At 69.4% G+C, this 21,656-nt stretch carries 23 protein-coding genes; 17 read left to right on the top strand and 6 right to left on the bottom strand.

Features of this window, described 5'->3' with window-relative positions; all coding sequences use genetic code 11:
* The first annotated feature begins 3 nt into the window (after positions 1-3).
* The 4 genes from ACZ54P_RS18840 to eccD are packed head-to-tail and all read left to right on the top strand — an operon-like array spanning position 4 to position 3,567.
* On the top strand, positions 4-1,353 hold the full coding sequence (locus ACZ54P_RS18840; protein ID WP_465462820.1) for a WXG100 family type VII secretion target: 1,350 nt from the start codon (positions 4-6) through the stop codon (positions 1,351-1,353).
* A 5-nt stretch (positions 1,354-1,358) separates the two neighbouring features.
* On the top strand, positions 1,359-1,868 hold the full coding sequence (locus ACZ54P_RS18835; RefSeq protein WP_465462819.1) for a hypothetical protein: 510 nt from the start codon (positions 1,359-1,361) through the stop codon (positions 1,866-1,868).
* Positions 1,865-2,194 (top strand): YbaB/EbfC family nucleoid-associated protein, encoded by a 330-nt coding sequence (locus ACZ54P_RS18830; protein ID WP_465462818.1) that lies wholly within the window; start codon positions 1,865-1,867, stop codon positions 2,192-2,194. The genes ACZ54P_RS18835 and ACZ54P_RS18830 overlap by 4 nt, the downstream gene beginning before the upstream one ends.
* Positions 2,191-3,567, top strand: a complete 1,377-nt coding sequence (gene eccD, locus ACZ54P_RS18825) for a type VII secretion integral membrane protein EccD (RefSeq protein WP_465462817.1) — start codon at positions 2,191-2,193, stop codon at positions 3,565-3,567. The genes ACZ54P_RS18830 and eccD overlap by 4 nt, the downstream gene beginning before the upstream one ends.
* A gap of 148 nt (positions 3,568-3,715) precedes the next feature.
* Here the strand turns inward: eccD and ACZ54P_RS18820 are convergent, their stop codons facing one another.
* Positions 3,716-4,789 carry a type VII secretion protein EccE gene (locus ACZ54P_RS18820; RefSeq protein ID WP_465462816.1) on the bottom strand — a complete coding sequence of 358 codons (1,074 nt, stop codon included), beginning with the start codon at positions 4,787-4,789 and terminating at the stop codon, positions 3,716-3,718.
* A gap of 148 nt (positions 4,790-4,937) precedes the next feature.
* Between ACZ54P_RS18820 and eccB the strand changes: the two genes are divergently transcribed.
* From eccB to ACZ54P_RS18805, 3 genes are read left to right on the top strand one after another with little or no spacing between them, the layout of a single operon-like run.
* Positions 4,938-6,362, top strand: a complete 1,425-nt coding sequence (gene eccB, locus ACZ54P_RS18815; RefSeq protein WP_465462815.1) for a type VII secretion protein EccB — start codon at positions 4,938-4,940, stop codon at positions 6,360-6,362.
* A gap of 14 nt (positions 6,363-6,376) precedes the next feature.
* Complete coding sequence (locus tag ACZ54P_RS18810; RefSeq protein ID WP_465462814.1) at positions 6,377-7,099, top strand: response regulator transcription factor; 723 nt, start codon at positions 6,377-6,379, stop codon at positions 7,097-7,099.
* Positions 7,096-7,752, top strand: coding sequence for a response regulator (locus ACZ54P_RS18805; RefSeq protein WP_465462813.1), 657 nt, complete (start codon positions 7,096-7,098; stop codon positions 7,750-7,752). Before ACZ54P_RS18810 ends, ACZ54P_RS18805 begins: the two co-directional genes overlap by 4 nt.
* Here ACZ54P_RS18805 and ACZ54P_RS18800 read toward each other — a convergent pair.
* Positions 7,749-8,645, bottom strand: a complete 897-nt coding sequence (locus ACZ54P_RS18800; RefSeq protein WP_465462812.1) for an SMP-30/gluconolactonase/LRE family protein — start codon at positions 8,643-8,645, stop codon at positions 7,749-7,751. The genes ACZ54P_RS18805 and ACZ54P_RS18800 overlap by 4 nt on opposite strands.
* 67 nt (positions 8,646-8,712) lie before the next feature.
* Here ACZ54P_RS18800 and ACZ54P_RS18795 point away from each other — a divergent pair, with 67 nt between their 5' ends.
* Positions 8,713-9,201 carry an Lrp/AsnC family transcriptional regulator gene (locus tag ACZ54P_RS18795; protein WP_465462811.1) on the top strand — a complete coding sequence of 163 codons (489 nt, stop codon included), beginning with the start codon at positions 8,713-8,715 and terminating at the stop codon, positions 9,199-9,201.
* On the opposite strand, the gene ACZ54P_RS18790 is transcribed toward ACZ54P_RS18795, so the two are convergent.
* Entirely contained in the window at positions 9,149-9,943 is a 795-nt protein-coding gene (locus tag ACZ54P_RS18790; protein ID WP_465462906.1) for a carbon-nitrogen hydrolase family protein, read from the bottom strand. The genes ACZ54P_RS18795 and ACZ54P_RS18790 overlap by 53 nt on opposite strands.
* A gap of 84 nt (positions 9,944-10,027) precedes the next feature.
* On the opposite strand from ACZ54P_RS18790, the gene hisD reads away from it, so the two are divergent.
* From hisD to ACZ54P_RS18765, 5 genes are all read left to right on the top strand, one after another.
* Entirely contained in the window at positions 10,028-11,353 is a 1,326-nt protein-coding gene (gene hisD / locus ACZ54P_RS18785; protein WP_465462810.1) for a histidinol dehydrogenase, read from the top strand.
* Entirely contained in the window at positions 11,350-12,450 is a 1,101-nt protein-coding gene (locus tag ACZ54P_RS18780; protein ID WP_465462809.1) for a histidinol-phosphate transaminase, read from the top strand. Before hisD ends, ACZ54P_RS18780 begins: the two co-directional genes overlap by 4 nt.
* Complete coding sequence (gene hisB / locus ACZ54P_RS18775; RefSeq protein WP_007029930.1) at positions 12,447-13,046, top strand: imidazoleglycerol-phosphate dehydratase HisB; 600 nt, start codon at positions 12,447-12,449, stop codon at positions 13,044-13,046. Before ACZ54P_RS18780 ends, hisB begins: the two co-directional genes overlap by 4 nt.
* Positions 13,047-13,435: 389 nt before the next feature.
* Positions 13,436-13,591, top strand: coding sequence for a hypothetical protein (locus tag ACZ54P_RS18770; RefSeq protein ID WP_167386337.1), 156 nt, complete (start codon positions 13,436-13,438; stop codon positions 13,589-13,591).
* Between the two features lie 57 nt (positions 13,592-13,648).
* Entirely contained in the window at positions 13,649-14,203 is a 555-nt protein-coding gene (locus tag ACZ54P_RS18765) for an NADAR family protein (protein WP_465462808.1), read from the top strand.
* Positions 14,204-15,113: 910 nt separating this feature from the next.
* Here ACZ54P_RS18765 and ACZ54P_RS18760 read toward each other — a convergent pair.
* Positions 15,114-17,294: an MMPL family transporter gene (locus tag ACZ54P_RS18760; RefSeq protein WP_465462807.1), complete on the bottom strand. Its 2,181-nt coding sequence runs from the start codon at positions 17,292-17,294 to the stop codon at positions 15,114-15,116.
* A gap of 160 nt (positions 17,295-17,454) precedes the next feature.
* Here ACZ54P_RS18760 and ACZ54P_RS18755 point away from each other — a divergent pair, with 160 nt between their 5' ends.
* Entirely contained in the window at positions 17,455-18,024 is a 570-nt protein-coding gene (locus ACZ54P_RS18755; protein ID WP_465462806.1) for a TetR/AcrR family transcriptional regulator, read from the top strand.
* Between the two features lie 46 nt (positions 18,025-18,070).
* Complete coding sequence (locus ACZ54P_RS18750; RefSeq protein WP_465462805.1) at positions 18,071-18,982, top strand: hypothetical protein; 912 nt, start codon at positions 18,071-18,073, stop codon at positions 18,980-18,982.
* On the opposite strand, the gene ACZ54P_RS18745 is transcribed toward ACZ54P_RS18750, so the two are convergent.
* A complete protein-coding gene (locus ACZ54P_RS18745) occupies positions 18,939-19,487 on the bottom strand; it encodes an RNA 2'-phosphotransferase (RefSeq protein ID WP_465462804.1) in 549 nt (182 codons plus the stop codon). The genes ACZ54P_RS18750 and ACZ54P_RS18745 overlap by 44 nt on opposite strands.
* A gap of 62 nt (positions 19,488-19,549) precedes the next feature.
* A complete protein-coding gene (soxR, locus tag ACZ54P_RS18740) occupies positions 19,550-20,011 on the bottom strand; it encodes a redox-sensitive transcriptional activator SoxR (RefSeq protein WP_061983198.1) in 462 nt (153 codons plus the stop codon).
* Positions 20,012-20,064: 53 nt separating this feature from the next.
* Between soxR and ACZ54P_RS18735 the strand changes: the two genes are divergently transcribed.
* Positions 20,065-20,757, top strand: coding sequence for a transketolase (locus ACZ54P_RS18735; RefSeq protein ID WP_465462803.1), 693 nt, complete (start codon positions 20,065-20,067; stop codon positions 20,755-20,757).
* A gap of 4 nt (positions 20,758-20,761) precedes the next feature.
* Positions 20,762-21,652 carry a transketolase family protein gene (locus ACZ54P_RS18730; protein ID WP_465462802.1) on the top strand — a complete coding sequence of 297 codons (891 nt, stop codon included), beginning with the start codon at positions 20,762-20,764 and terminating at the stop codon, positions 21,650-21,652.
* Positions 21,653-21,656 lie beyond the last annotated feature (4 nt).

The raw sequence follows: 21,656 nt of genomic DNA, 5'->3' as shown, positions 1-21,656 counted from the left end.
GGTGTGGTCGACGCGTCGGGTGTCGTCGGTTCGATCCTGTCGAATTACCGGCGGCTCGTGGTCGAGTACCAGCAGCGGGTCACCGGTGATCCGTCGGCGCTGAACGCGTCGGCGCAGCGTTGCGGTGAGCGGGCCTCGACGGTTTCAGGCCGGGCGGACGAGATCGGCAAGGCGGCCAAGGCGCTGAACGCGTCCTGGGAGGGAGACGCCTACCTCGCCTTCGCCACTTCGGCGGCGAAACTGAGCCAAGAACTCGCCGAACTCGGCGCCAAACTGAGCGACCAGTCGAGCAGGCTCCGCGCGGGTGCGCGGGCGCTGCAGGGCGCCCGGTCCTGTGTGGACTCGATCCTCGCGCAGTTCGACCAGTACGCCGCCCAGCTCACCAGCCAGGCGCGGACGGCGAACGCGGGCGCGGTCGACGCGTTCATTTCCGCCGCCCGGCAGCTCGGTGAACGCGCCGCGCAGGCGGCGCAGGAGATCGCCGACGAACTGAGCGACGAACTCGCGCGGCTGTTCCCGCCGGAAGGCGTCGGCCGGATCGAGCACGAACTCGGCAAATGGGGCCGCGGCCCGCTGTACTGGCTCAACGGCGAAACCCTCGACGGGCGCAAACGGCCGCGTTCGCATCCGTCCTGGTTCGGCAATTCCGGCTGGAAGAAGCTCACCTGGGATGGCCTCGAAGGCACACGCGCCCCGCGTGCCGCCGACACCCCGTTCGGCAGGCCGAAGCCGGAAGGCCTGCGCGACAAAGCCTGGAACAGCACCGAGATCACCTATCTCAAGTGGAAGCAGGAACAGGACGGCCTTTCTCCGGGCTGGGACGCCAAGGTCTCTTCGCAGGGCTGGGACGTCAAGGCGTCCGGGCACGCCGAACTGGCGGCGTTCAAGGAAGAACTCGAAGAAAAGAAGCACTGGGGTGTCGCTTCGGGGAGTGCCAAGGGGACCGCGTTCGTCGGTGGTGAGGTGAACGGTTCGCTCCAGGCGGGAGCGCACGGTGTCGGCTTGCACGCCAACGCGTTCGTCGGCGGCAAGGTCGAAGGCGAGCTCGCGGGGGACGTGGCCGGTATCGGGATCGGGGGAAGCGGCACCCTCCAATATGGACTCGGGGCGCAGCTCGACGGCCAGGCCGTCTACGACGCCGGGCACCTCAAGGTCAACTTCAAGGCTGGTGTCGCGCTCGGCCTCGGCGCCGGGCTCGGCGCGAAGATCGACATCGACCTGCCGAAGATCGCGGACACCGTCGGCGAGTACGGCGGCGCGGCCGTCGACGCGGTGAGCGGCGCCGCGGGCCAGGCGGCGGACGCCGTCGGCGAGGCGTGGGACGACGCGATCACCTACGTGGGCACGTGGTGAGCGGGATGACCACGCAGGACCGGGTTTCCCTCCCACTGGGCTTCGACATCCCCGAAGGCTGGGTGCCGGTCGAGCCCGCGTCGGTCGGCGCCGACGGCGCGGTCTTCGTGGCCGTGCACTCCGGATCCGACGGAGAGTTCACCCCGAACATAACCCTGAGCGTCGGGCAACGGCCGGATCCGGCGCAGATCACCGACATCGCCGACGAGGCCGTCGAACGCCTCGGCCGGTCCATGGCCGCGCTCGAAGTGGTGCGGCGCAAGGTTATCGGTACCCCGGCCGCCCCCGGTGTGACGCAGGTGCTGCGCATCCGCACCGGTGAGGGACAGGACCTCGTGCAGACCCAGGTTCAGCTCACCGTGCCCGGCGCGCGCCCGGCCGAACGGTTGATCCTCCAGATCGTCTGCACCGCAACACCCGAGACGGCACGCCGGCTCGGCGACGACTTCCGCCGGTTCGTGGGCAGTGTCCACGTACGGCGGGATTTCCCCGTGGATGAAGGAGAAGACTCGTGACCACCGACCCCTACGCCATGCCGGACATGGACGAGTTGCTGGACCAGGTCCGCAGGCAGACCGAAGAGGTGCAGCGCATCCAGCGGTCGGTCGAGGCGATGGAGGTCAAGGCGCACTCGCGGCAGAACGAGGTCACCGTCGTGCTGCGTGGTGACGGCCGGTTCACCTCGATCGACATCGACCCACGCGCGTTGCGGCAGTACGACGCGCGCAACCTTTCGGAGATCGTGCTGGAGGCGGTCAACAGCGGGCTGCAGAAACTGGCCGAGGCCAGCAGCGCCAAATTCGCGCCCGTCATCGAGTCCGCCAAGTCGATCGAAGCATGACGGCCGCGATCGCGGGCTCCACCCGGCGCGTCACGGTGGTGACACCGAGGGCGCGTGTCGACGTGGCGCTGCCGCAGCAGAGCACGTTCGCCGAGCTGGTCCCGCAGCTCGTCCGGCTCGCGGGTGCGTCCGGGCAGGCGTCGGCCGAGCATCCGGGCTGGGTGCTGTCGCGGCTCGGCGGCGCCCCGCTGGCACTCGGGCTCACGGTCGCCGCGGCACAGGTGCGTGACGGCGAAGTGCTGCATCTGACCCCGCGGGAACGCCCGCGGGGTCCGCTGCTGTTCGACGACGTCGTCGACTCGATCGCCAGCGTCGCCGAGTCGGGTCCCGGCCGCTGGGGTCCGGCGGTGGCGCGCAAGGCGGGCATCGTCGCGTCGGTGGTGCTGCTGCTCGCCGGTGGCCTGCTGGTGCAGGCGGCCGCGTCCGGCAGTGTGCTGGCGCCGATCGGGACCGGGCTGCTCGCGCTGGTCCTCGTGCTCGGCGGTGGCGCGCTGAGCCGCGCGTACGGTGACGCGGAAGCCGGTGCCGCCGGCGCGCTCGCCGGGGTCGGTGCCGCGCTGCTGGCCGGGATGTCGATCCTGCCGCCGCATCCGCTGTTCTCGCTGTCTGCCGGGCCACTGGCCGCCGGACTCGCCGTCGTGACCGTGTACGGCGTGATCGCGGCCGTTTCGGTGGCGGACCGGCTGCCGTGGTTCGTCGCGGTGACGGTTTCCGCCGGGCTCGGCGCGATCACCACCGCCATCACCCTGCTGGCCGACGTCCGCCCGGTTTCGGCGGCCGCGGTGGTCGCCGTCGTGGCGACGGCGCTGGCCGCGGTGGCGCCGATGCTGGCGCTGCGGCTCGGCAGGCTGCCGTTGCCCCGGGTGCCTGACGACATGGACGCGTTCCGCGCCGACGAGAACCCCTCGCTCGGCGAGGACATGGTCGGCGGGACGACTTACGCGCAGGCGTTGCTGACCGGGCTGCTCGTCGCGCTCGGGCTCGTCGTGGTCTCGGCTTCGGTGGTGCTGTCCTCTTCCGGCGGGGCTTGGGAAGCGGGCTTGTGCGCGCTGCTGGGACTGGCGCTGATGTTGCGCTCGCGCGCGTTCGCCGGTCGTTCGCAGCGGGTCGTGCTCATCGGTTTCGGCGCGGCGGCCTTGGCGACCGCCGGTCTCTGGCTCGCCGCGGGCGGGCCGCGTTCCTTCGTGTTCGGCGCGGGCTGCGCCGTCGTCGTCGCGGCGGGCGTCTGCCTCACCTACGCGACGCGTGTCGCGAAAGGCCGCCGTTCTCCTTACTGGGCAAGGACTCTCGACATCATCGAGTTCCTGGTGCTGCTCTCGCTGATCCCGTTCGTCGGCATGATCGCCGGGGTCTACGAGGCCGTGCGCGGCTGACCGCCCACGTCCCGCGTTTCGTCCTCTGAATGCGGTACTTGCGACGCGCAACTACCGCATTCAGAGGACGAAACGCGGTGGTTTTACGTCCGTGGAGGGCTCCTTCCCTACCCTCAGAGAGGAAAGGAGCCCTCCGCGAACCGTCCCCTCAGTCCTCCAGCGCCAGCGGCAGGGTCCGCCGGACCGCCGCCGCGTGCCGTCCGTGCAGCGGGGTCACCGCGACCCCGCCCGGCCGCACCGGCTCCGCTCCCGGCCGTCCGCCGACCCGGATGGTCACCTCGGACTTCTCACGCCCGCCGGGAGAACGGTGCAGCGTGTAGGAAGTCGCGGTGAAGGCCGAGCCCGGTACGTGAAGATCCAGTGTGCGCGCGAGATCCCGCTCCGACCTCGGCCGGTAGCAGACCTGCGAAGCGCCGCCCCAGTCCCAGGACCGCCAGCCGTGCACCGGCGCGTCCTGACCGCTGCCGAGCGCCACGCGCAGTTCCCGCGCCACCTCGCCGGCTTCGAGCACGGTGCTCTCGAATCCGGCCTCCGCCAACGAGCCCATCAGCGCCAGCGCCGCGCAGGCGGTGCTCCGCAGCGCGCCGAGTTCGCCGCCGCCGCGCGCGAGCGCCGCGATCGGTGCGTTCTCGGGCCGGTACCGGACGGCGAGCCAGCGGACCCGGAGCACCGACTGTCCATTGGGGACGGTCCAGGTCAGCAGTTGCGCGCTGGACAACGGGATCCCGGTGCTCGCATAGGCCTCGCGCAGGATGCCGACCAGGGTGTCCGGTCCGGGTGACACCACGCCGGGGGTGAGCCGCACGATGGCAGTCCAGCCGTCGCCGACCTCGGCGACGCCGAACCGGTTGCCCGCGCGGTCGACATGCTGGCGCACCCGGACAGGTCCGGCGAGCCGGTGCAGCGGATCGGGGATCTCGCTCTTTTCACGACGCTTCAGCCGGTAACCGGCCCAGGTGAACAGCCAGCCCGCGGCGTGGCGTCCGGCGAAGCGGACCGACGTCGTCAGCACGAGGATTCCGGCCGCGACAGTGATGCTGATCCGTGCGGACTGCGGGATCCCGTCGACGGTGCAGGCCAGCAGGACGGCGATCCCGGCGATCTCCCAGAGCGCCGCCTGCAACGGACGGATCGGGAGCAGCCAGGGCAGCGGCGCCGTGCCCGCGGTGCCGCGAGCGGGCGCCTGTTCCTGGGCCGGGCGGGCCGGGGCTTCAACCGACAACGAATTCCCCTCCTCCGTGCACGAGCCCCGACGGTAGTGCCCGCTCGCGCGCGGGAGGGCGTAAAAATTACCCTCACCGCGAATCGCGGTCGGAACCTAACGTGAACACCCTCGATCGGGGCGGGTACGAACGGCGGGGGACGGGAGCGTGTGGACGCAGCGGGACCAGATCCAGGCCTACCAATTCCTTCGCAGGAGACTGGTTTCGGCATTGGTCTCGGCGGACGCCAACCATCCCGTCGCCCCGAGCCGCAGGCTGGTCATCGGGACGTTGTGCGGCCTCGGCGTCGCCCTCCTGGTCACCGCCGTGTTCGGCGTGATCGGCCTGCTGAACCCCTCCGGCGGTAAGGACTGGCTGGCGGGCGGCAAGGTGATCGTCGAGGAGGAAACCGGCGCGCGGTACATCCTCGGCCAGGACGGCGCGCTGCATCCGGTGCTCAATTACGCCTCCGCGCGGCTGATGGCGGGCGGCAACGGCGAGGCCACCGTCACCGTCCCTTCGGAAAAACTCGCGAAGGCGCCGCGCGGTGCGCAGGTCGGCATCCCCGGCGCCCCCGACTCGCTGCCCGCGACCGGCGCGCTGGTGAACACACCGTGGACGAGCTGCTCGCGCACGACGCAGGACGCGCCCGCGTCGGCCGAACCGGCGACGACGGTGCTCCTCGGCGCGCCCGCCGCCGGAATCGACCTTCCGAGGGATCAGGCCGTCGTGGTCCGCGTCCCCGAGGGCGAGCGCTATCTCGTGACGGCGGGGCGGCGCTACAAGCTCACCCCGGAAGCCGCCGCGACGCTGCAGTTCGACACCTATCCGGCGATCGCGGTGTCCTCCCGGTGGATCGGCACCGTCGCCGCCGGCCGCGATCTGGCCTACCGCGCGGTCGAGGACGCCGGGCGGACCGGCCCCCGGGTCGGCGACACCGCGACGAAGGTCGGCTCGGTGCTCGGCGTGATCGACGCGATGGCGTCGCCGGGCGACGCGACTTCGTACTACCTCGTCCACGCCGACGGCCTCGAACCGATCGGCCAGACCGCGGCGAGCCTGCTGATCAACACCCCGCAGAACGCCGGCGCCTACACCGGCGTCCCGGCGCCCGTCGAGGTCCGCGCGGCCGACGTCGCCCCGGTGCCGAAGGTCGGCACGGCGAGGGCGGGCGGGGCCGATCCCGCGGAGTATCCGGACCGGATCCCGCGAAAAGCGCCCGTTACCGGACAGTCCGTGACCTTATGCGCGCAGGGTTCTCGAATCGTTATCTCCGCACAGGTCCCGTTGCCGCAAGGTGCGAAGGCGATCCCGGTGACGGCGCGTACGGACGCGTTGGTCGCCGATGAGGTTTTCGTGCCTCCGTCGGGAGGTGCGGTGGTGACGGAATCCGGTTCCGGCACGGTGTACGTCGTGACCGACACAGGGTCGAAGTACCCGGTGGCGAGTACCGAGGCACTCGCTTCGCTCGGTTACGGCCAAGCCGAACGGCAACCGGTTCCGAATGGATTGCTGGCACTGGTGCCGCGAGGACCCGCGCTGGATCCGGCGCGGGCGGGCCGCACGGTGTCCTCGGCAGGTGGGACGGGGTGAGCGGGAACGTGCAGATGACTGAAGACAGGCCGGAGACCGACCGGGTCGACGTCGCGGTGATCGAAGACCATCCGTTGTACCGGCATGCCGTGGTCCGGGTCCTCACCGAGGCCGACGGGATCGAACTCGGCGCGGTGGTCGATTCGGTCGCCAAGTTCCACGTGCACCCGCAGCCGCCCGGCAGCGTGGTGCTGCTCGACCTCGGCCTGCCGGGGATCGCCGGGGCGGCCGCCGTGCTGCAGGTGTGCGAACTGGGGCATCACGTGCTCGTGGTGTCCGCGCAGGCGGAAGCCGAACAGGTGCTCGGCGCGATCGCCGCCGGTGCCAAGGGATTCCTGTCCAAGGACGTCGACGTCGACGAACTGCTGATCGCGATCAGGACGGTCGCGCAGGGCCGTGCCTACGTTTCCGCGGTGGTGGCCGGAATGATCATCAAGGACAACGCCGACCGGCCCGTGCCGGCCCCGGACGTCGCGCTCTCCGCGCGGGAGAAGCAGGTGCTGCGGCTGGTCGCCGCGGGCGAACGCGACGTCGACATCGCCCGCATCCTGGGTATCGGAGTCCGGACGGTCCGGGGTTATCTGGACCGGATCCGTGACAAACTCGGAGAAAGAAGGCGGGCCGGTCTGGTCCGCAAGGCCATCCAGCTCGGGCTCGCGTCTCCGTCGGAGGTGCCCGGCCCGTCGCGGCCGATCGCGCCCCGCGACGACGCGGGCGGATTCGAAGGACGCCGGTGAACGCAGACGAGCAGCAGCCGAAACGCACCACACCGATCAACGTCGGGGTGATCGAAGACCATCCGCTGTACCGGGACGCCGTCGCACGTGTCCTCACCGAAGCGCCCGACATCGCGCTGGGCGCCGTCGCCGACTCGGTCGCGCGGTTCGCCGTCCAGCAACAGCCTCCGGGCAGCGTCGTCGTCCTCGACCTGAAGCTGCGCGGTGTCCAGGACGCCGCGGCGGTCCTCGAAGTGGGCCAGATGGGGCACAAGGTGCTCGTGGTGTCCGCGCACGCCGAACAGCCCGAAGTGCTGGGCGCCATGCAGGCCGGGGCGAAGGGCTTCCTCTCCAAGGACGTCGACGGCGACGAACTCCTGCGCGCCATCCGTACCATCGCCGACGACAACGCGTACGTGTCGCCGACGCTGGCCGGAATGATCATCCAGGACAGCGAAGACCGGCACGCCGGTCCGAAGATCGTGCTGTCCGAACGGGAGAAGCAGGTCCTGCGGCTGGTCGCGGCCGGTGAACGGGATGTCGACGTGGCGGAGATCCTGAACATCAGCGTGCGGACGGTGCGGTCCTATCTCGACCGGATCCGGGACAAGACCGGGGAACGGCGGCGGGCCGGGTTCGTGCGAGTGGCGATCCGGGAAGGCCTGCTGCGCTAAAATCGCGGCCCGGAGAAGTTCACCCGCAGCGTGTAGACCGAACCGGACGCGGTGATGAACAGGTCGTTCCGTCGCGGCCCGCCGAAGGTCAGGTTCGAGCACACCTCGGGGACGAGCAGCTTCCCGATGCGCGTGCCGTCGGGCGCGAAGCAGTGCAGACCGTCGTGCGCGGCGGCCCACACCCGCCCGGTGGCGTCCACGCGAACGCCGTCGAAGCCACCGGCGTCGCAGGTCGCGAAGATTCCGCCGCCGGAAAGCCGTCCCTTGTCCACTGAGAAAACCCTGATGTGACTGGGTTTCTGTCGCGTATCCACGATGTAGAGCCGCGATTCGTCCAACGAGAACGCGAGCCCGTTCGGCCGCGAGAAGTCGTCCGCGACGATGCGCACCGAGCCGTCCGCCGGGTCGGCACGGTAGACGTGGCAGGCGCCGATCTCGCTTTCGGCCTGATGACCTTCGTAGTCGCTGTCGATCCCGTAACTGGGGTCGGTGAACCAGATCGCGCCGTCCGAGGCCACGACGACATCGTTGGGACTGTTGAACTTCTTGCCCTGATACGTCTCCGCGAGCACGGTCGTGGTGCCGTCGTGCTCGGTGCGCGTCACCCGGCGGTTGCCCTGTTCGCAGCTGACGAGCCTGCCCTGCCGGTCGACCGTGTGCCCATTGTGGAACCCGGCCGGTTCGCGGAACACGCCGACCGCGCCCGTCGTCTCGTCCCAGCGCAGCACACGGTCGTTCGGGACGTCGCTGAAGACCAGGTACCGGCCGGCGGGGAAGTAGGCGGGCCCCTCGGCCCACCGGCAGCCCGTGTGCAGACGTCGCATCCACTCGTCTCCGTTGACGCGGGCGAACCGCTCGTCGAGAACCTCGAAGTGTGCCTTGACCATGTCCATGAAGACCCCAGTGTTCGAATGAAATACTGTGATTATCATGAACCGCCGAACTTGATATGGTCAACACATGGATGACGTAGATCGCATGCTGTTGACCGAACTGCAGCGGGACGCGACTCAGGCGTACGCCACGCTCGGGAAGACGGTCGGATTGTCCGCGGGCGCCGCGCACGAACGGGTCCGCAAACTGCGGGAGCAGGGCGTCATCCGGCGCACCACCGTCGACGTCGACCCGGCCGCGGTCGGCCGAGGGGTGATGGCGTTCGTGCTGGTCGAGGCCAACTCGTGGATGGGCGATTCGCCGACCAAGGCCGCGCTGGAGGCGCTGCCGGAGGTGGTGGAGGCGCACGTCATCGCGGGTCCGGCTTCGGTGCTGGTGAAGGTGCGCACGCCGACCACCGAGGAACTGCAGGCGTCACTGCGCCGGCTGTACGCCATCGAAGGCGTCACCGGCACACAGACGATCGTGGTGCTCGAAACCTTCTTCGAGCGATCAGTCGACGCTAAAGGCGACGGTTCGCCAGCGCCCCTGTCGCCGCCCTCGCCTTCCCGCTGACCGCCGGATCGATGTCGACGACCACCATCTCCGGTCCGGCCCCCAGTTGCGCATGGACGCGCCCGAAACCGTCGGACACCGTCGAGTAGCCGATCCCGGTCGGCGCCTTCGGGTTCACCCGGGTCCCGCTCGCGGCCGGATCGGCCTGCCCGCAGCCGAGGACCCAGCAGCCGGAGTCGAGCGCGCGGGCGCGCACCAGTACTTCCCACTGCTCGCGTTTGCCTTCGCCCGCGCCCCAGGACGTCGGCACGAGGACGATGTCGGCCCCGTCGTCGGCCAGCTTCCGGAACAGCTCGGGGAAGCGGATGTCGTAGCAGGTCGCGACGCCGAACGTGACCCCGTCGACGGCGAACGTGACCGGCGCCGTCCCCGGCGCGACCGTGTCGGACTCGGCGAACCCGAACGCGTCGTAGAGGTGGATCTTCTCGTAGCCGAAGTGATGTCCGCCGCCGGTGACGAGCAGCGTGTTGCTCACGCGCCCGTCAAGCGATGGCGTGAACATGCCCGCCACGAGCACCACACCGTGCTCTCCGGCGATGGCTGCCACAGTGGACGCCCACGGTCCGTCCAGCGGCTCGGCCAGTGGTTTCAACGGGACGCCGAAGCGCGCCATCGTCGCTTCGGGGAAGACCACGATCCGAGCGCCGTCGGCCTTCGCGGCCGCCACGCCTTCGCGAATCAGCTTCAGGTTCGATTCGGGATCCTCGGCCGCGGTGAGCTGGCACAACGCGATCCGCGGCACGGCGATCTCCCTCATCGTGGGATCACTGGTCACCACCCCAGTGTGCCTGCTCGGGGCGATCCGGCCACCTCGTACCCTTGACCCATGTTGAACCGTACCGACCTGCGTGGACTCCTCCCGTCCGTTGCCGAGCTCAGGAGCACGCTCCCGCGTGCCGAGTACGACGTGGACGCGGCGCTGCATCACGTCCGGCCGGTGGTCGAGGCCGTCCGCGACCGCGGCGTCGAGGCGGTGCTCGACTACACGGAGAAGTTCGACAAGGTCCGCCCCGGCGGTGTCCGGGTGGCCGCCGGGGAGCTCACCCGCGCACTGGAAAACCTGGATCCGGCCGTCCGCGAGGCGCTGGAGGAGTCCATCGTCCGCGCCAGGAAGGTCCACGGCGATCAGCGCCGTCGGGACGTCACGACGGAGGTCGTCGACGGCGGCACCGTCACCGAGCGCTGGATCCCGGTCGAGCGTGTCGGGCTGTACGCGCCGGGCGGGCTCGCGGTGTACCCCTCGACCGTGGTGATGAACGTCGTCCCGGCGCAGATCGCCGGGGTCGGCACCCTCGTGCTGTGCTCGCCGCCGCAGGCCGCGTTCGGCGGTCTCCCGCACCCCACGATCCTCGCGGCCGCGGAGCTGCTGGGTGTCGACGAGGTGTGGGCCGTCGGCGGGGCGCAGGCCGTCGCGCTGCTGGCCTACGGCGGTACCGACACCGACGGCACGACGCTGGAGCCGGTCGACATCGTCACTGGGCCCGGCAACATCTACCTCACCGCGGCCAAGCGGCTGCTGCGCGGGATCATCGGCATCGACTCCGAGGCGGGGCCGACCGAGATCGCGATCCTGGCCGACGAGACCGCCGATCCGGTGCACGTCGCCGCCGACCTGATCAGCCAGGCCGAACACGACCCGCTCGCCGCGAGCGTGCTGGTCACCACGTCCGAGGAACTCGCGGACGCGGTCGACAAGGAACTGACCGGGCGCGTCGCCGCGACCAAGCACGCCGAGCGGGTGACGGAGGCGTTGAACGGCAAGCAGTCCGGCATCATCCTGGTGTCCACTATGGACGAGGGCATCCGCGTCGTGGACGCCTACGCGGCCGAGCACCTGGAGATCCAGACCGCGAACGCCCGGCAGGTCGCCGCCCGCGTGCGCAACGCGGGCGCGATCTTCGTCGGGGCGTACGCGCCGGTCTCGCTCGGTGACTACTGCGCCGGGTCGAACCACGTCCTGCCCACCGGTGGGTTCGCGCGGCACTCGTCCGGGCTTTCGGTGCAGAGCTTCCTCAAGGGCGTGCACGTCGTCGACTACAGCCAGGACGCGCTGCGCGAGATCGCCGGCCGCGTCGTCGCGCTGGCCAACGCCGAGGACCTGCCCGCGCACGGCGAGGCGATCACGGCGCGGTTCGAGGGGGAGCAGGCATGACCGTCGGCGAGGAGATCACGCTCGACTCGCTCCCGTTGCGGGAGGACCTGCGGGGCAAGACCCCGTACGGCGCGCCGCAGCTGGACGTGCCGATCCGGCTCAACACCAACGAAAACCCGTACCCGCCGCCGGACGCGCTGGTGGAAGACGTCGCCGAGGCCGTCCGCGCCGAGGCCGCTTCACTGCACCGCTACCCCGATCGCGACGCCGTCGCGCTGCGGCAGGACCTGGCGGATTACCTCGCCGTCTCCACGCGCGTGCTGCTCTCGGAGTCGAACGTGTGGGCCGCCAACGGTTCCAACGAGATCCTGCAGCAGATCCTGCAGGCCTTCGGCGGCCCCGGCCGGTCGGCGCTGGGCTTCGAGCCGTCGTACTCGATGCACCCGATCATCTCGGCGGGCACCCGCACCGACTGGCTCCCGGTGCCGCGCCGCGACGATTTCACCCTCGACACCGAGAAGGCGGCCGCGCTGGTGCGCGAACGTCGTCCGGACATCCTCTTCGTGACCAGTCCGAACAATCCCACGGGCGGGTCGATCCCGTTCGGAGAGCTGCGCGGGCTGCTCGAAGCGGCACCGGGCATCGTCGTGGTCGACGAGGCGTACGCGGAGTTCTCGTCGCAGCCGAGCGCCGTCGAGCTGATCGAGGAGTACCCGGCGAAGCTGATCGTGTCGCGGACGATGAGCAAGGCGTTCGCCTTCGCGGGCGGACGGCTCGGTTATCTCGCGGCCGCGCCCGCGATCGTCGACGCCTTGCAGTTGGTGCGCCTGCCGTATCACCTCTCGAAGCTCACGCAGGCCGCGGCTCGGGCGGCGCTGCGGCACGCGGACGCCACCCTCGCCTCGGTCGCCAAACTCGCGGCCGAACGCGACCGCGTGGTGGAATCGTTGCTGGGCTTGGGATTCACGCCGGTCCCGAGCGACGCGAACTTCGTCCTCTTCGGACGCTTCGCGGACGCGCCCGTGACTTGGAAGTCCTATTTGGACAACGGCGTGCTGATCAGGGACGTCGGCATCGAAGGGCATCTGCGGGTGACCATCGGGACGCCGGAAGAGAACGACGCCTTTCTCGAGGCCAGCAAGGAGGTGCCGCGATGAGTCGCGTCGGCAAGGTGGACCGCACCACCAAGGAATCGTCCATTTCGGTCCAGCTCGACCTGGACGGCACGGGGCAGGTGGAGATCGACACCGGTGTCCCGTTCTACGACCACATGCTCACCGCGTTCGGGGTGCACGGCTCGCTCGACCTGAAGGTGCAGGCGACCGGTGACGTGCACATCGACGCGCACCACACCGTCGAGGACACCGCGATCGTGCTCGGCCAGGCGCTGCGGCAGGCACTGGGCGACAAGAGCGGCATCCGCCGCTTCGGCGACGCCTGGATCCCGATGGACGAAACCCTCGCGCACGCCGCGATCGACGTCTCCGGGCGCCCGTACTGCGTGCACCTCGGTGAGCCGGAGCAGTTCAACAGCTTCACCATCGGCGGGAACTACCCGTTCGTGCTGACGCGGCACGTGTTCGACTCGCTGTCGTTCCACGCCCAGATCGCGTTGCACGTGCGTGTCCTGCACGGCCGCGACCCGCACCACATCGCCGAAGCCGAGTACAAGGCCGTGGCGCGCGCTCTGCGTGCCGCCACCGAGCCGGACCCGCGAGCGGGCGGAATCCCGTCCACGAAGGGTGTCCTCTAGAACGCGTTTCGCCCACTATTAAGGGGTAAGGCGAACGTGGCGCGTTCGGGCGGGGTGAGGGCCTGGGTGGCGTGGCGCCGCACTCGCGTGCTCAGAGACGGGTCTCGTGTGTTTGGAGCCGGATCTCGTGTGCTTGGAGGCGTAACACCCGAGTGCGGGCTCCGGGCACGCGAGTCCCGTTTCTGGGCACGCGAGTCCCGGGTTCGAGCACGCGAGTTACGCCTTCGCTCTGCTCGCCACCTTGGCGAACAGGCCCATCCACAACCACGACACGGTTGACCTTCGTCCTCTGAATGCGGTCCTTGCGTGGGCAACTACCGCATCTAGAGGACGAAACGCGGTGGTACCCGGGGGCTGGGCGTGGGCGGCCGTGTGGCAGGGTGGCCGACGTGAGTAACTCGACCATCGCCGTGCTGTTGTTCGCGCTCGGCGGCTTCCTGATCGGCGGGGTCTACGCGACCTGGAAGAGCGTCAAGTTCCTGGCCGTGATCCTGGGCATCGGCGCGCTGCTGGCGATCGGCGGCGCCATCGCCTGGCTGGCCTGAGGCCGCCAACCGGTAAATCGCGTGCGCGCCGGATCGACGGCGAGCATGCTTTCCGGCATGTCCACGAACCCGCGTTCGGTCGCCGATGTCGTCCGGCTCCAGCGAGCGGGGCGCCGCGTCAAGTTCCTCTTCTTCTGGGGCCATCAGCCCCGGCGTGACGGCACGATCGACCCGGAGTGCTTCAGCCAGTGGTGGCCCGCCCGGTTCACCGCCGACGGTGAAACATTCCCGACGGCCGAGCACTACATGATGTGGCGCAAGGCCGTCCTCTTCGGCGACGTCGAGAGCGCGGCACGAATTCTGAAGGCCCGGCATCCACGCGAAGCGAAGGCGCTGGGGCGTGAGGTGCGCGGATTCGACGAGGCGGGGTGGGAAAGCGAACGCCTGCGAATCGTTATCGACGCGTCGATCGCCAAATTCGGGCAGAACCCGGAGCTTCGTGCGTTCTTGCTCGGTACGGCCAAGCGCGTCTTGGTCGAAGCCAGCCCGCTGGACGCGATCTGGGGGATCGGGCTCGCCGCCGACCATCCGCAGGTGGAAAACGCCGAGTACTGGCGTGGGCTGAACCTGCTCGGCTTCGCACTGGGGGAGGCACGCGCGGCGCTCGCCTGAGTACGTGAAGGCCCCCTTCACTGCGTCTAGCGCGGTGGTCCCGGCAAAATCGGGAAGGTACAGGCCTGATTCTGGGCGTCGAACGGGCTTCAGTGTCCACAAGGGACACAACTTGACGAGCGGGTGTCCGGTTGGTGTTTCTATGCCTGTTTCCGCGTGGGGTCGTGAGTGTTGAGAGGTAAGGCAAACGTGGCGTGCGGTTTCGATGCTGAGGCAGCGTTGTTCCCGCTGTCGTGAAAGTCACTTTGAGGACATGTAGTGTCCCGAAAGTGGCTTTCGCGACATGAGCAGCAGCGGTCGCGGCTTCGGAAGAATGCGCCGTAGCGGTGTCGGCCACGCCACGTTCGCCTTACTTCTCAGATACGACAAACGCGGCGTGTTGCGTCTGATGTCGGCTCGCGCGGCGGTCAGTGCCCCCAATGTGGCATTGGGGACACTGACCGTCTCCAATGCCACATTGGGGACATGCCCGGCTCCCGATTCCCTGCTCGCACCGCCAGGGTGACCAGCTTCGCCAAGCCTCGACGAGGTGTTGCGAAAGTCAACGCCAGAGAACGACCCCAATCACTCACGACCCCCTCGTGAAACCGCGTAAAGCATCGGCAACGGACGCCGCGGTCGCGAAAAATGTCCTTTATGGACAGTCGAGAGTGGGTCGATCCTGATCGGGGTGTGGTGAGGTCGCGACGGTGAAGGAATGGGGACGTCGAGTGTCCCGATTCCTTCGCCGTCGATCTTCGGCGACCTGGATGCCGACGTGGATGAGCGGAGCCCTGCCCGAGGTCGTGACCGGACCTGACGTTGATCAACGGAGGATCGGGGACGCTCAACGTCCCTGATCCTCCGTTGTCGATTCCGGCATCCGCTGAACCGTCACCCTCGCGCAGTGAAGGGGGCCTTCACGTACTCACTACTTCGAGGCGTCGACCAGTTCCCGCTCGTCAGGGCTGTCCAGCTGCTTCGTGAGCTTCTCGCCTTCGACGTCGACGTCGGGCAGCACCCGGTCGAGCCACTTCGGCAGCCACCAGGCACCGCGTCCGAGCAGCGACATCAGTGCCGGCACGATGGTCATCCGGATCACGAACGCGTCCACCAGCACGCCGAAAGCCAGCGCGAACCCGATCGACTGGATCAGCGAGGACTCCGCGAGGACGAAGCCGGCGAACACGCTGATCATGATCAGCGCGGCGGCGACCACGACGCGGGAGCCGTGCCGGAAGCCGGTGACCATCGCCTGCTGCGGGTCGGCGCCGTGGACGTACTCCTCCCGCATCCGCGTCACCAGGAACACCTGGTAGTCCATCGCGAGCCCGAACAGCACGCCGATCAGCAGGATCGGCAGCATGCTCATGATCGGCCCGGTCGTCTTCACCCCGAGCAGGTCGGTGAGCCAGCCCCACTGGAACACCGCGACCACGGCACCGAACGTCGCGACCACGGAGCCGAGGAAGCCCAGCGTCGCCTTCAGCGGGACCACGACCGACCGGAACACCAGCATCAGCAACAGGAACGCCAGCCCGACGATCAGCGCGAGGTACGGCAGCATCGCGTCCGCGAGCTTCTCGGAGACGTCGATGTTGGCCGCGGTCTGCCCGGTCACCGCCAGCGACGCGCCGGTGGCCGTGCCCAGCCCCGCGTTCAAGCCACGGATGTCGCTGACGAGGTCTTCGGTCGCGGTACTGCTCGGACCACTCTTCGGAATGACGGTCAGGAGCGCGAGGTCGCCGTCCCGGTTGGTCTTCGGCGGCGTGACGATCGGACGCTCCGGCAACCCGCTGATCCCGGCCGCGGCCTGCTGGAGCGCGGCCTGCCGGTCCTTGCTGCCCGCCAGGTCGACGACGATCACGAGCGGCCCGTTCGCGCCTTCGCCGAAGCTGCGGGTGACGGTGTCGTAGGCCTTGCGCTGGGTGGTGTCCGGCGCGGCGGTGCTGTCGTTCGGCAGGCCCAGCTGCATGCTCGCGGCCGGGACGGCGACGATCGCGAGTCCGGCGATCGCGGCGATCAGCACCGGGATCCGGTGGCGGGCCACGAACTTCGCCCAGCGCTCGCCGTGCGTCGTCGCGCCTTCCTTACGGCGCAAGCGGATTTTGCCGCCTGCCAGTTTGCCGCCCGCGAAGCCGAGGATGGCGGGCAACAGGGTGAGCGCGATGACGACGGCGATGGCGACGGTGATCGCCGCGGCGACACCCATTTCACCGAGGAACGGGATGCCGACGACGGTCAGCCCCGCCAGCGCGATGATCACGGTCAGCCCGGCGAACACCACGGCGGAGCCCGCCGTGCCGGTGGCGCGTCCGGCCGCTTCTTCCGGATCGCGGCCGATCTCGAGTTCGTGCCGGTAGCGGGAAACGATGAAGAGCGCGTAGTCGATGCCGACGGCGAGGCCGATCATCAGCGCGAGCACGGGGGTGTTCGTGTTCAGTTCGAAGAATCCGGACGCCGTCGTGATGCCCGACATGCCGATGCCGACTCCGATGAGCGCGGTCAGCAGCGGGATCCCGGCCGCGAGCAGCGAGCCGAAAGTGATGATCAGGACGACGGCGGCGATGGCGACACCGATGCCTTCGGTGGCGTTCGTGGCGGGCATCGCCTGGACGGCGTCACCGCCGAATTCGACGGTGTACCCGGCGGCCTTGGTGGGGTCCGCGGCGGCCATCAGGCCCTCGCGGTCGGCGTCGGTGAGTTCGAAGCCGGGCACGCGGTAGCTGACCTGGGCCATCGCGACGTGCTTGTCCGGTGAAATGGCCTGGACCTGCAGGGGGTCGACTACTCCGGCGACCTTCGGCGCGTCCTTGAGCCCGGTGACGAGACGCGCGATCGCCGCCTTCCCCGCCTCACCGGTGATGTCACCCGGGGTCGAGATGACCACCCGCGCGGTCGCGCCACCGGCGGCCGCCTCGGGAAAGCGGTCCGCGAGCAGGTCGATGGCCCGCTGCGATTCGGTCCCGGGGATGGTCACGGAGTTCGAAAGCTGGCCGGACAGGGTCAGCGCGCCCGCGCCGAGGGCGACCAGGAGGGCGGCCCAGACCGCCGTCACCAGTGCTCGGCGCCGGAACGAGAACCGGCCAAGGCGGTACAGGAAGCTGGCCACAAGAGTCTCCCGTTCACTCGATCAGGTTCACTTCAAGCTAGCCGATCGGCTAGGGTGCGACAAGCCGATCGGCAAGTGTGTGACTAGCCGCACGGCTAGTACTGGTTTGGTCAGACGGCTACGCTTGACGTAACCTCCGACGGCTGAACGAGGAGGGATCATGGACGTCGTCCAGGCGGAGGACACCCGCACGCGACTGCTGCGCACGGCGTTGCGGCTGTTCACCGAACACGGCGTGGAAGGCACCTCGCTGCAGATGATCGCGGACGCACTGGGGGTCACCAAGGCGGCCGTCTACTACCACTTCAAGACGAAGGCGGAGATCACCGAATCCGTCGCCGAGCCGGTGCTGAGCGAGTTGGAGGGCATCGTCGACGACGCCCGCGCCCAGCGCAGCCGCGGTGCGCAGATCGACCATCTGCTGGACGGCTTCGTCGACCTCGTGGTGCGGCACCGGGCACTGGTCGCCCTGTTCTCCAGCGACCCCGGCATCGCGCGGGCGGTCGAAAAGTCCGTCCACCGCTCGGAAAGCTTCAAGAACCGGCTGCTGGAGATCCTCGCCGGACCGGAGCCGGACGTGCTGGGGATGGTCACCGCGCAGGTGCTCCTGGCCGGTATCGCCCTCGCCGGCGGCTCGCCCGAGGTCGCCTCGCTCGACGACGAGACGCTGCGCGAAACGCTCCTCAGCGTCGGCCGCAAGCTCTACAACCGCCCTCGCCGCCGTAGCTGACCGATGTGTTCAAGACAGGCGCCGCGATCCGCGCGACCCTGTCGGTATGAACATCGATCTTCAAGCAGCGGCTCGCTTCATGGCCACCCAGGCCAGGTTGCTCGACCGGCGGCGTTTCGAGGTCCTCTTCCGCGACGGCGACCCGGCGGCCGCGCTCGCCGCGCTGGAGGGCTACCGCAATCCCGACGGCGGCTACGGCCACGGGCTCGAACCGGATTGCCGCTCGGCGACCAGCCAGCCCGGCGGAGCACTGCACGCTTTCGAGGTCTTCGCCGACATCGCCCCGGTGACCAGCCCGCGAGCGGCCGAACTCTGTGACTGGCTCGACTCGGTCTCCTTGGCGGACGGCGGTGTCCCGTTCGCCCTGCCGATGCCGGACCCGTTCGGCAGCGCGCCGTTCTGGGCGAACGCGGATCCGTCGGTCTCCTCGCTCCAGATCACCGCGATCGTCGCGGTCGCCGCGCACCGGGTCGCCGCGCACGATCCCGCGGTCGCCGCGCATCCCTGGCTGGCGAAGGCCACCCGCTATTGCCTCGACGAGATCGAGAAGATCGACGAAGCACCGCACGCGCTCGTGCTCGCTTTCGCGATGAAACTGGTGGACGCGCTCGGCGACACCCGGCTGGTCGAAAAACTCGGCCGGTTCATCCCGGACGACGGTGTGGTCGCGGTCGACGGCGGGATCGAGGGTGAGGCCATGCGCCCGCTCGACTTCGCCCCGGAACCCGACGGCCCGGCACGGAAGCTCTTCGGATCCGAAGTCATCGAGGCCGATCTCCGGCGGATCGCGGGCGGGCAGCGCGAAGACGGCGGTTGGCGGGTCGACTACACCAGCTATTCGCCCGCGGCCGCGCTGGAGTGGAACGGAATGTTCACCGTGGGCACGCTGGGACTGCTGCGGGCCAACGGCCTGCTCACGCGAGACGGCGGAGGAACTCCGGGGGAGCCGCGGGGGTGAGCCAGACGCCGTTCGCGCTCACCTGGAATTCGTGGCCGGCGGCGGACATCCGCCGAGCGTCCACGGCGAGCAGAACCGGGACACCGCGCCGGGCTCCGACGGCCCGCGCGGTGTCCACGGTCGCCGCGAGATGCACGGCATGCCGCTTCATCGGCCGGAGGCCTTCACGCAGGATCGCGTCGAGGAACCGCGACACCGTCCCGTGATAGAGCACGTCGGGTGGGGTGGCGGTGGGCAGTCCGAGGTCGACGTCGACGCTGTGCCCCTGGCTGGCGCGGATCCGTAGCCCGTCGTCATCGAAGGCGAAGCGCTGTTTGTCGTTGCCCCCCACCACTTCGTCGAGTTCGGCGCGGGTGAGATTCAAGCCGTTGCGCCGCAAGGCGGCCAAGAGCGTGTCGACTTCGACCCAGCCCTCGGAGGTCAGGGTGATCCCGATGTCGCCGGGAGCGTGCCGAAGATGCCGTGAGAGCCGCTTCGAGGCTCGGATGAGGTGTTTCTTGTCCATTTCGCGTCCCAGTGACGCACATCCGGCCGCCGCGTGGCAACGGGAATTCGGAAACCGGGAATTCAGATGCCGCCCTCGGAGGCCGGGCGCAGTTTGCCGGCGCCGGGGCCGAACCGCGACATCTGGTCGTCGGCGTTGTACAGCCCGCAGCTGCGCAGGGACAGGCAACCGCAGCCGACGCAGCCGGTCAGCCTGTCCCGCAGCCGCTGCAGCGCGTCGATCCGTGCGTCCAGTTCGTCCTGCCAGCCGCGGGAAAGCCGCGCCCAGTCCGCCTTCGTCGGGGCGTGATCTTTGGGTAAGGTATCCAGTGCCGAGCTGATGTCGTCGAGGCTGAGCCCGACCCGTTGCGCGGCCCGGATGAAGGCGATCCGGCGCAGCACCGAACGCGGATACCGCCGCTGGTTGCCCGCCGAACGCTCCGAGCTGATCAGCCCTTTGTCCTCGTAGAAGCGCAAAGCGGTGTGGGGCACGCCGCTGCGGTCGGCGACCTGTCCGATGCTCAGGTGTTCAGCCAATCTCGTCACGTCGCCAGGCTAGCCTTGACTTCGACTTAAGTCGAGGTTGCACGCTCGGTGTCATGACCACCGACACGAAAACCGGTTACGAGGATCTGCCGAGGCTGATCTCGCTGATGACCGGGGACGAAAAACACCAGGCCGCCGCCGAGTCCACTGTGGACGTCCTGTGGGTGCTCTACGACCGCGTGCTCGACATCGCGCCGGAGAACTTCCGTGAGCCGGGCCGCGACCGTTTCCTGCTGTCCAAGGGCCACGGCCCGATGGCCTACTACGCGGTGCTGACGAAGAAGGGCTTCATCCACGAGGACGAACTCGCCGGCTGGACGTCGGCGGAATCGCGGCTCGGGCACCATCCCGACCGCGTGCGGCTGCCGGGCGCCGAGATCGCCAGCGGCTCGCTCGGCCACGGCCTCCCGCTGGCCGTCGGCACCGTGTTCGGTCTGCGCGCCAAGGGATTCCGTGAGGCGAAGGTCGTCACGCTCATCGGTGACGCGGAACTCGACGAAGGGTCCAACTCCGAAGCCATCGCGGTGGCTGGCCGGATCGGCATGCCGCAACTGACCGTCGTCGTCATCGACAACTCCTCGGCCACGCATGGCTGGCCGGGCGGGATCGGGCGCCGGTTCGAGGTCGAGGGCTGGGCGGTCCGCACCGTCGACGGCCGGGATCACGACGCGCTCTACGAAGCCTTCACCACACCCCATCCGGACCGGCCGCTCGCCGTGGTCGCGACCGTCGAGCGAAAGGGCTGAACCCGTGAACATGCGTGAAACGTTCCTCGAAGCCGCGGCCGAGGTGCTCGACGCCGATCCGAACGTCGCCGTCGTCCTCGCCGACATCTCCGCCGCGCAACTCGCCTTCGCCGCGCGAAAACATCCGGACCGCGTGCTCAACGTCGGTATCCGCGAGCAGCTGATGATGAGCACCGCCGGCGGCCTCGCGCTGGCCGGGATGCGCCCGATCGTGCACACCTTCTCGTCGTTCCTCGTGGAGCGGGCGTTCGAACAGATCAAACTGGACCTCGGGCACCAGGACGTCGGCGCCGTGCTGGTGTCTTCGGGCGCGTCCTATGACATGCCGACCGCCGGGCGGACACACCAGGCGCCCGGGGACGTCGCCCTCATCGACACGCTGCCGGGCTGGACCGTGCACGTGCCGGGGCACCCCGAAGAAGCACGGCGCCTGCTGCTGGAGTCCATCCCGGGTGACGGACGCGTCTACCTCCGGCTCTCCGCCCAGGAGAACGCGAAACCGCATCTGGGCGTCGGGCTGCAGACACTGCGCGAAGGCGGCCGGGGTGTCGTGGTGGCCGTCGGGCCGATGCTCGACCGGGCGATGGAAGCGACCGCCGATCTCGACGTGACCGTGCTGTACACCTCGACGATCAGGCCGTTCGACGCCGCCGGGCTGCGTTCGGCCGTCGAGGCCACCGGCGTGGGCGACATCGTGCTGGTCGAGCCCTATCTCGCGGGAACTTCGGCGCACGCGGTGTCCGGCGCGCTGGCCGAGACGCCGCACCGGCTGCTCTCGCTCGGCGTCCGGCGCGCGGCGGAAGTGCGGATCTACGGCGAAATGGCCGACCACGACCTCGCGCACGGTCTCGACGCGGGATCCATCGCCCTGTCGGTCAAGGGATTCCTCCGCTAGTTTC

This window comes from Amycolatopsis sp. NPDC034160 (assembly GCF_055575355.1).
The sequence above is the reverse complement of the archived record's forward strand: the minus strand, read 5'-3'. Positions and strand labels throughout refer to the sequence as shown.